The organism is Streptomyces sp. MnatMP-M17 (assembly GCF_900091995.1).
Lineage (GTDB): Bacteria > Actinomycetota > Actinomycetes > Streptomycetales > Streptomycetaceae > Streptomyces.
Genome location: NZ_FMDK01000157.1, coordinates 1 through 9,653 on the forward strand (window position 1 = coordinate 1; position 9,653 = coordinate 9,653).

General features: G+C 69.8%; 6 protein-coding genes and 1 pseudogene. 3 read left to right on the plus strand and 4 right to left on the minus strand.

All coding sequences use genetic code 11. The annotated features are described in order from the left end of the window. Positions 1-940: pseudogene (locus GA0115259_RS40075) on the plus strand (hypothetical protein); the annotation flags it as partial. A gap of 69 nt (positions 941-1,009) precedes the next feature. Here GA0115259_RS40075 and lysS read toward each other — a convergent pair. After that, positions 1,010-2,818: a lysine--tRNA ligase gene (lysS, locus tag GA0115259_RS08140; protein ID WP_093593018.1), complete on the minus strand. Its 1,809-nt coding sequence runs from the start codon at positions 2,816-2,818 to the stop codon at positions 1,010-1,012. Positions 2,819-3,067: 249 nt separating this feature from the next. On the opposite strand from lysS, the gene argS reads away from it, so the two are divergent. Together argS and GA0115259_RS08150 are read left to right on the plus strand one after the other, a co-directional pair. Next, complete coding sequence (gene argS / locus GA0115259_RS08145; RefSeq protein WP_093593021.1) at positions 3,068-4,945, plus strand: arginine--tRNA ligase; 1,878 nt, start codon at positions 3,068-3,070, stop codon at positions 4,943-4,945. Positions 4,946-5,105: 160 nt separating this feature from the next. After that, positions 5,106-6,041 carry an NAD(P)-dependent oxidoreductase gene (locus GA0115259_RS08150; RefSeq protein ID WP_093593024.1) on the plus strand — a complete coding sequence of 312 codons (936 nt, stop codon included), beginning with the start codon at positions 5,106-5,108 and terminating at the stop codon, positions 6,039-6,041. An 85-nt stretch (positions 6,042-6,126) separates the two neighbouring features. Here GA0115259_RS08150 and hemB read toward each other — a convergent pair whose 3' ends face one another. The 3 genes from hemB to GA0115259_RS08165 all read right to left on the minus strand — a co-directional run. Beyond that, the gene (gene hemB, locus GA0115259_RS08155) at positions 6,127-7,125 is read right to left on the minus strand and encodes a porphobilinogen synthase (protein WP_093593027.1); all 999 of its coding nucleotides are present in this window, start codon (positions 7,123-7,125) and stop codon (positions 6,127-6,129) included. A 258-nt stretch (positions 7,126-7,383) separates the two neighbouring features. Then, positions 7,384-9,045 carry a bifunctional uroporphyrinogen-III C-methyltransferase/uroporphyrinogen-III synthase gene (locus GA0115259_RS08160; RefSeq protein WP_093593030.1) on the minus strand — a complete coding sequence of 554 codons (1,662 nt, stop codon included), beginning with the start codon at positions 9,043-9,045 and terminating at the stop codon, positions 7,384-7,386. Next, positions 9,042-9,653 (minus strand): hydroxymethylbilane synthase (locus GA0115259_RS08165; RefSeq protein WP_370747509.1); only part of this gene is annotated, 612 nt, incomplete at its 5' end. The genes GA0115259_RS08165 and GA0115259_RS08160, both read right to left, overlap by 4 nt.

A 9,653-nucleotide genomic window follows, 5' to 3' on the forward strand; every position in this document is an offset into this window, starting at 1 on the left:
CCGGCTCATCTACCAGTCGCGCCTCCAGGCCCGGTTCGGCCGCAACTGGCGCCGCAAGGCGCCCATCGAGGCACTGATGCCGCTGCGGCTCGCCAAGTACGGCGTACCGCTCGCGGACACCGCGCCCGCGGGTCTGGCCGCCGCCGGTATCGAACCGGTGCTGCTGCCGCCCGCGCCGCAGATGGCCGAGCTCCCGCAGGCCCGGGCCGAGATACCCGCCGCCGCCGACGCCGGGGCGCAAGCCCAGACCCAGGCCCAGGTCCAAGCCCAGGCGTCGGCTCCGGCATCGGCACTCATACCGGATCCCCAGCAGGTCCAGCCACAACAGGTTCAGCCGCAGCAGAACGGGCAGGGCCAACAGCCGCAGCCCCAACAACCGCCACAACCTCAGCAGCAGCCCCACCAGCAACAGCAACACCCCGATGCCGAGGCCCAGTTCCCGCCCGAGTCCCCGAACCACATCAGCCCGTGGTTCGCGGCGCAGCCGGTCCCTGAGGTCACATACGAGGGCGCCTACAACCCGACGTACGTGGAGGGCCTCGAACCGACGCCGGTGATGATCCCTCAGGGCCCCTCGGGCCCGGTCCGCCGCCCGCTCGGCGGAGCGCCCGGACAGCGCGGGCCTGCCCAACCCCAGCAGCAGCCCGAACCTGCCGAGGCCGCTTCCCCCGCTCCGGACCAGGAGCAGTACGAGGAGCTTTCCGCTCCGAACCTGCCCGATGACGTCCCCCGGGAAGAGGCGTACTACACGGCCTTCAAGAAGTACATCAGCGAGAACAACGTCTTTCCCACGACCCGTCAGTTCGGCCTCTACCTGATGGACCTGTACAGCATCACGGGACGCAACGGCGGGCCGCTGTCCGACAGTTCTCTCCGGCCCTATCTGCGCGACTTCCCTCTCCGGTACCAGGCGGAACTGGACGAGGAGCACATCGCCTGAGCAGGAAGCCGTAAGCGGGAAGCAGGGACCGACGCCCCACCTCCCGCACCCCGTCTCCCACGATCGGGCTCAGACGCCGAGCAGCTTCCTTACCCGGTCCGCGCCCACCGCCAGCAGCAGCGTGGGCAGCCGCGGCCCGGTGTCCCGGCCCACCAGCAGCCGGTACAGCAGCGCGAAGAACGACCGCTGCGCGACCTTCAGCTCCGCCGTCGGCTTGGCGTCGGGCGCCAGGCCCGCCAGCACCTTCGGCACTCCGTAGACGAGCGTGGTCAGCCCGTCCAGCGACCAGTGGCTGTCCAGTCCCTCCAGCAGCAGCCGCAGCGACTCCCGCGCCTGCTCGTCCAGCGAGTCCAGCAGCTCGTGGTCCGGCTCGGCGCGCACGATCGTCCGCGCCTCGGCCGGCACCTGGCTGGTGATCCAGTTCTCGGCGCGGTCCAGCCGTGGACGCACCTCGTCCAGCGAGGTCAGCGGACGCGCCGGGTCGAGCTCGCTCAGGATCCGCAAGGTCTGCTCCTCGGCACCGGCCGTGATGTCCACGACCGAGGCCAGCGTGCGGTACGGCAGCGGGCGCGGCGTGCTCGGCAGGGCACCGGCGGCCGTGCCCGTGGCGCGCGCGTACGCCGCGGCGTCGGCCGGCAGTACGGAACCGTCCGCGACCTTGCGCTCCAGCGCGTCCCACTCGTCGTACAGCCGCTGGATCTCCTGGTCGAAGGCGATCTTGAACGACTGGTTGGGCCTGCGCCGTGCGTAGAGCCAGCGCAGCAGCGGCGCCTCCATGATCTTCAGCGCGTCGGCCGGAGTCGGCACCCCGCCCTTGCTGGACGACATCTTCGCCATGCCGGAGATCCCGACGAAGGCGTACATCGGGCCGATCGGCTGCACTCCGTCGAAGACCTCGCGCACGATCTGCCCGCCGACGACGAACGAGGATCCCGGCGAGGAGTGGTCGACGCCGGACGGCTCGAAGATCACGCCCTCGTACGCCCAGCGCATCGGCCAGTCGACCTTCCAGACCAGCTTGCCGCGGTTGAACTCGCTCAGCCGCACGGTCTCGGAGAAGCCGCACTCCGCGCAGGTGTACGTCAGCTCCGTCGTCCCGTCGTCGTACGAGGTGACGGTGGTCAGGTCCTTGCCGCAGCCACCGCAGTACGGCTTGTACGGGAAGTAGCCGGCGGAGCCGCCGCTGCCGTCGTCCTCGGCGGCGGCGCCGGAGCCCTCCTCGGCCTCCAGCTCGGCCTCCTCGACCTGCTTACGGCCGCCCTTGGCCTGGGCCGGGACCTTGGCATTCGCCTTGTCCCCGGTACCCGTGCTGCCGTCCTTGGTTGTGGACGTACCGTCCTTGGTGTCCTTGGCCTTCGTCCGGTACCGGTCGAGGATCGCGTCGATCTCCGCGCGGTGCTTCATCGCGTGCAGGATCTGCTCGCGGTACGCCCCGGACGTGTACTGCTCCGTCTGGCTGATCCCGTCGTACTCGATGCCCAGCTCGGCCAGCGACTCGGTCATCGCGGCCTTGAAATGCTCCGCCCAGTTCGGATACGCCGAGCCGGCCGGCGCCGGCACCGACGTCAGCGGCCTGCCGATGTGCTCGGCCCAGGACGTGTCCGTACCGGGGACGCCCACGGGCACCTTGCGATACCGGTCGTAGTCGTCCCAGGAGATGAGGTGCCTGACCTCGTGTCCACGCCTGCGGATCTCGTCCGCGACCAGGTGCGGGGTCATGACCTCGCGCAGATTGCCCAGGTGGATCGGGCCCGACGGGGAGAGTCCGGACGCGACGACGACCGGTTTGCCAGGCGCACGCCGCTCCGACTCGGCGATGACATCGTCCGCGAAACGGGAGACCCAGTCGGTCTCTGTGCTCTGAGCCACGGTCGGCACGTCCTTCTTTCTGCTACGCCCTACTGAGGTCCGGTGGCCATGAGGAACCGGTGACCATCATTGTCCCAGGTCCCTCGGACAGAGCGAAAACGCTTTGAGAGCCCATGGGATACTGGGACATGCTCCGAGAGCGTCGTACGGCCGCCCGGACACGCCCGGACGGTCGTACCGCAGCTCAGAGATCAGCTCCGACATCTCTCATCGCAGCCCACCGCAGCTCTCCGCACCCGACAGGAACGGCACCCGCCCATGGCCTCGGTCACTTCCCTCGCTTCGACCGTCGATCAGCGCATCGCGGACGCCCTCTCGGCAGCTCTGCCGGAGGCCGGTTCCGCGAGCCCGCTGCTGCGCCGAAGCGACCGGGCCGACTTCCAGGCCAACGGCATCCTGGCGCTCGCCAAGCAGCTCAAGGGCAATCCGCGCGAGCTGGCGACGCGGGTCGTCTCGGCCCTGACCACCGCCGATACCGATCCCGGGGCGGATGCCGACGGGCCCGCCCATGGGACCGGCCATCGGACCGTCCCTGACGTGATCAAGGACATCGAGGTCTCGGGCCCCGGCTTCCTCAACGTCACCGTCACGGACCGGGCGATCATCGAGACTCTCGCGGCCCGCGCGGCGGACAGCCGGCTCGGTGTGCCGTACGCGGAGCAGCCGGGCACGACCGTGATCGACTACGCGCAGCCGAACGTGGCCAAGGAGATGCACGTCGGCCATCTGCGGTCGGCCGTGATCGGCGCGGCGATGGTCGAGATCCTGGAGTTCACCGGCGAGAAGGTGATCAGGCGCCACCACATCGGCGACTGGGGCACCCAGTTCGGCATGCTCATCCAGTATCTGATCGAGCACCCGCACGAGCTGGACCACAAGAGCGGCTCGGGCGACTCGAACAGCTCAGGCGGCTCGGGCGACTCAGGTGCGGACACGTCCATCGACGGCGAGACCGCGATGTCGAACCTGAGCCGGCTCTACAAGGCCTCGCGCGCGCTCTTCGACTCCGACGAGGAGTTCAAGGCGCGGTCCCGCGACCGGGTGGTGGCCCTCCAGGCAGGTGACGAGGAGACCCGGGCCTTCTGGCAGCGGTTCGTGGACGAGTCGAAGATCTACTTCTACTCGGTCTTCGACAAGCTGGACATGGAGATCCACGACGCCGATGTGGTCGGCGAGTCCGGCTACAACCACATGCTGGAGGAGACCTGCCGCATCCTGGAGGAGACGGGCGTCGCGGTCCGCTCCGAGGGCGCGCTCTGCGTCTTCTTCGAGGATGTGAAGGGACCTGACGGCAATCAGGTCCCGCTGATCGTCAAGAAGTCCAACGGCGGTTACGGCTACGCGGCCACGGACCTCTCCGCGATCCGCGACCGGGTGCAGAGCCTGGACGCGACGACGCTGCTGTATGTCGTGGACGCGCGGCAGTCGCTGCACTTCAAGATGGTCTTCGAGACCGCGCGGCGGGTCGGCTGGCTGAACGAGAAGGTGCACGCCGTCCAGCTCGCGTTCGGCACGGTCCTCGGTAAGGACGGCAAGCCGTTCAAGACCCGTGAGGGCGAGACCGTACGGCTGGAGGACCTGCTGGACGAGGCGGTCGAGCGGGCGACGGCGGTCGTGCAGGAGAAGGCCGAGAAGTCCGGACTGAGCGAGCGGGAGATCACCGAGAACGGCCGGTACGTCGGTATCGGCGCGGTGAAGTACGCGGACCTGTCGACGTCGGCGGTACGGGACTACAAGTTCGACCTGGACCAGATGGTCTCGCTCAACGGCGACACATCTGTCTACCTCCAGTACGCGTACGCCCGTATCAAGTCGATCCTCCGCAAGGCGGGCGACACCGAGCCCGCCGCCCGTCCGGAACTGGCGCTGGCTCCGGCGGAGCGGGCGCTGGGTCTGCATGTGGACGAGTTCGGAGAGGTCCTGGCCGAGGTCGCGTCCTCGTACGAGCCGCACAAGCTGGCGGCGTATCTGTACCAGCTCGCGTCGCACTTCACCACGTTCTACGACCAGTGCCCGGTCCTGAAGGCGGAGACTCCGGCCCAGGTCGAGAACCGTCTGTTCCTGTGCGACCTGACGGCCCGCACGCTCCAGCAGGGCCTGGCTCTGCTCGGCATCCGGTCGCCCGAGCGCCTTTAGGGCCTTTCGTTTACCTCGCGGTGGGCGCGTACTCAGCGCTTACCGCGAGGTAAGTAGCTGACGGAATAGTCGGTACTTGCCCGCTCCGGAGCCCGGAACGAAGATCGGGAGCATCCCGAGACACGAACCTCTCCAGGAATCCTCCAAGGAGCACATCGGCATGCCCACACACTCCTTCCCGGCGCCCTCCGTCCCGGCCTCCCCGGCCTCCCCAGCCTCCTCCGTCCCGGTCTCCACCTCCATCTCCGTCCTCGGTCTCGGCATGATGGGTTCCGCTCTCGCCGCCGCCTTCCTCCGGGCCGGCCACTCCATCACCGTCTGGAACCGCTCCGCCGCCAAGACCGGCCCGCTCGTCGCCCAGGGCGCCCTGCCCGCCGAAACCGTTGCCGCGGCCGTCGAGGCGAGCCCGCTGATCGTCGTCTGTCTCACCACGTACGACACGGTGTCCACGGTCCTCGGTCCCGTCGCGGACCGGCTCGCCGGCCGGACCGTCGTCAACCTCACCAACGGCACTCCCGCCCAGGCCCGCGAGTTCGCCGACTGGACGGCCGCGCGGGGCGCGGAGTATCTCGACGGCGGGATCATGGCCGTCCCTCAGATGATCGCGGGCCCGCAGGCGTACATCCTCTACAGCGGCCCGCGGCCTGCCTTCGACGCCCACCAGGAGACGCTGGCCGTCCTCGGCGGTACGAAGTACGTCGGCACCGATCCCGGTCTCGCCGCCCTGTACGACCTGTCGCTGCTCACCGGCATGTACGGGATGGTCGCGGGGGTGCTCCAGGCCTTCGCCCTGATCCGTACGGAGTCCATCCCGGCCGGTGAGTTCGCCGAACTCCTGGTGCCCTGGGTCGGCGCCATGCTGAACAGCGCGCCTCACTGGGCCGAGGCCATCGACTCGGGGCAGCACCTCACGAACGTCTCCAGCCTGGCCGTGAACCAGGTGGCGTTCCCCAATCTTCTCGCCGCCTTCGCCGCGCAGGGCGTCAGTGACGAGCTCTTCGCGCCCTTCCAGGCGCTGCTCGACCGCGCGATCGGCGAGGGATACGCGGACGACGGCCTCTCGCGCCTGGCCGACCTGCTCGACCGACGGCGGTAGGCCGACGGAGATTGGCCGGCCCAGCCGCGTCCTGTCAGCGCGGCGTTCCTGCGATCAGGCCGGCTCAGCTCGCGATCGTTCGGCGTCAGCGCGCGCCGAGCTTCTCCGCGGCCTCCGTGGCCCAGTACGTCAGGATCATGCCCGCGCCCGCGCGCCTGATCCCGGTCAAGGTCTCCATGATCGCAGCATCGCGGTCGATCCAGCCCTTCTCCGCCGCCGCCTCGACCATCGCGTACTCACCGGAGATCTGGTACGCGGCGACCGGTACGGTCGCCTCCGAGGCGATGCGCGCCAGGACGTCCAGATACGGCAGGGCCGGCTTGACCATCACCATGTCGGCGCCCTCTTCGACGTCGAGCGCCAGCTCCCGCAGGGCCTCCCGTACGTTGGCCGGGTCCTGCTGGTACGTCTTGCGGTCGCCCTCCAGGGAGGAGCCCACTGCCTCGCGGAACGGGCCGTAGAAGGCGGACGAGTACTTGACCGTGTACGCGAGGATCGACACGTCCTCCTTGCCGATCGTGTCCAGGGCCTCGCGGATCACGCCGATCTGGCCGTCCATCATGCCGCTGGGGCCCACCACATGGGCGCCGGCGTCCGCCTGGACCTGTGCCATCTCGGCATACCGTTCGAGCGTCGCGTCGTTGTCGACGCGGCCCTCCGTGTCCAGCACACCGCAGTGGCCGTGGTCGGTGTACTCGTCCAGGCACAGATCGGACATGACGAGCAGTTCGTCGCCGACCTCCGCCCGTACCGCGCGGATCGCGGCCTGGAGGATGCCCTCGGGATCCGTGCCGGCCGTGCCCGCCGCGTCCTTCTTGGCGTCCTCGGGGACACCGAAGAGCATGATCCCGGAGACGCCCGCCGAGGCCGCTTCCACCGCCGCCTTGCGCAGGGTGTCCAGCGTGTGCTGGACGACGCCGGGCATCGCGGCGATGGGGACGGGCCGGTCGATTCCCTCGCGTACGAACGCGGGGAGGATGAGATCCGCCGGGTGCAGCCGGGTCTCCGCGACCATCCGCCGCATCACCGGGTTCACCCGCAGCCGCCGGGGCCGCGAGCCGGGAAAGGATCCGTACACAGTCATCGTCTGCCGCCTTTTGCGCCGCTGGTGTTCCGCTTCATCGTGGCCGGGCCGCGCGCCCGGTCGGCCGTCGGACCACCTTCGACCATAGCCCCGGGAATCCCATGGCCTTACCGACACCACGACCGGAAACAGCAGCCGGAAACGGCAGTGGGGCCGACCGTCGAGACGGCCGGCCCCACTCCCACATACCACGCTCAGCTCACCGGACAGACGGCCTAAGCGCCCTCAGACCAACCAGACCCTCAGGCCCTCGGACCTTCAAGTCGTCGTACGCCGCCTCCGGCTGCCCGGCCTGCGCTCGCTCGGCCTGGTGACCGTCTCACCGGCCTCCCGCGCCGCCTCCCGGCGCTGCGTGCCGAACGCGGCGAGCGCCTCGGCCAGCTTGTGCACCGAAGGCTCCGGGGCGAGGACATCGACGCGCAGACCGTGCTCCTCGGCGGTCTTCGCCGTCGCGGGGCCGATACACGCGATCACCGTCACATTGTGCGGCTTGCCCGCGATACCGACGAGGTTCCGCACCGTCGAGGACGAGGTGAAGAGCACGGCGTCGAAGCCGCCGCCCTTGATCGCCTCGCGGGTCTCGGCCGGCGGCGGCGAGGCACGCACGGTGCGGTAGGCCGTGACGTCGTCCACCTCCCAGCCCAGCTCGATCAGCCCGGCCACCAGCGTCTCGGTGGCGATATCGGCCCGTGGCAGGAACACCCGGTCGATCGGGTCGAACACCGGGTCGTACGGCGGCCAGTCCTCCAGCAGCCCGGCGGCGGACTGCTCGCCCGAGGGCACCAGATCCGGCTTCACACCGAAGTCGACCAGCGCTGCGGCAGTCTGCTCGCCCACCGCCGCCACCTTGATCCCGGCGAACGCGCGTGCGTCGAGCCCGTACTCCTCGAACTTCTCCCGCACCGCCTTCACCGCGTTGACCGAGGTGAAGGCGATCCACTCGTAGCGGCCGGTGACCAGGCCCTTGACCGCCCGCTCCATCTGCTGAGGCGTGCGCGGCGGCTCGACCGCGATGGTCGGGACCTCGTGCGGGACCGCGCCGTACGACCTGAGCTGGTCGGAGAGCGACGCGGCCTGCTCCTTCGTACGCGGCACGAGCACCTTCCAGCCGAACAGCGGCTTGGACTCGAACCACGCGAGCTGGTCGCGCTGCGCGGCGGCACTGCGCTCACCGACCACGGCTATGACGGGCTGATGTCCCTCCGGCGACGGCAGCACCTTGGCCTGCTTCAAGGTCTGCGCGATGGTGCCGAGGGTGGCCGTCCAGGTGCGCTGGCGGGTGGTCGTACCGGCCACGGTGACGGTCATCGGGGTATCGGGCTTGCGGCCCGCCGCGACCAGCTCGCCCGCCGCGCCCGCGACCGACTCCAGGGTGGTGGAGACGACGACCGTGCCGTCGCTCGCGCCGACCTCGGTCCAGCAGCGGTCGCTGGCGGTCCTGGCGTCCACGAGCCGTACGTCCGTGCCCTGCGCGTCGCGCAGCGGCACTCCGGCGTATGCCGGCACCCCGACCGCGGCGGCGATACCGGGCACGACCTCGAAGGGAATGCCGGCGGAGGCGCAGGCCAGCATCTCCGTGCCCGCGTCGCCGTCGAGTCCCGGGTCTCCGGTGACCGCACGGACGACCCGCTTTCCTCCTCGCGCGGCCTCCATGACAAGATTGGCCGCATCCCGGATCGGGGGAATTCCGGCGGCTGTTGACACATCGTCGACAACCGTCAGTGCAGGGGTGCTCACTCCCGCCCTGGCATGGCTGCGTACCATTTCGAGCACATCAGGCTCGGCGATCAGTACATCCGCTCCCGCGAGCGCCTCGACGGCGCGGAGTGTCAGCAGACCCGGATCTCCGGGTCCTGCACCGAGGAAGGTGACGTGCCCCGATGCGGAGTAGGCCGAAAGGTCAGAGGTGGTGGGGCTCAATGTGCTCGCTCCCCCATAAGACCGGCCGCACCCTTGGCGAGCATCTCGGACGCGAGCTCGCGCCCGAGCGCGATGGCGTCGCCGAGCGACGTGGGTACGGGACCGGTGATGGACAGCTGCACCAGCGTCGAGCCGTCGGTCGTACCGACGACACCGCGCAGGCGCATTTCGTTGACAACCTGTCCGTCGGCCAGCAGGTCGGCCAGCGCACCCACAGGTGCGCTACAGCCGGCCTCCAGGGCGGCGAGCAGGGATCGCTCGGCGGTCACGGCGACCCGGGTGTGCGGGTCGTCGAGTCCGGAGAGCAGAGCGGCGAGGTCCACGTTGACCGCGGCGCACTCGACGGCGAGGGCCCCCTGGCCGGGGGCGGGCAGGACGGTGTCGACCGGAAGGAAGTCGGTCACCTCGTCTATTCTGCCGATCCGCTGGAGTCCGGCGGCGGCGAGCACGACTGCGTCGAGTTCCCCACCGTGGACATGACCGATCCGGGTGTCGATGTTCCCGCGGATCGGCACGATCTCGATGGTGCGGCCGTGGCTGCGCGCGTACGCGTTGAGCTGGGCCCTGCGGCGCGGCGAGCCCGTACCGACGCGGGCGCCCGCCGGGAG

Excerpts from the sequence above, each read along its gene's own strand:
- argS (WP_093593021.1), top strand. The coding sequence starts at position 3,068 with ATGGCCTCGGTCACTTCCCTCGCTTCGACCGTCGATCAGCGCATCGCG.
- GA0115259_RS08150 (WP_093593024.1), top strand. The coding sequence starts at position 5,106 with ATGCCCACACACTCCTTCCCGGCGCCCTCCGTCCCGGCCTCCCCGGCC.
- hemB (WP_093593027.1), bottom strand. The coding sequence starts at position 7,125 with ATGACTGTGTACGGATCCTTTCCCGGCTCGCGGCCCCGGCGGCTGCGG.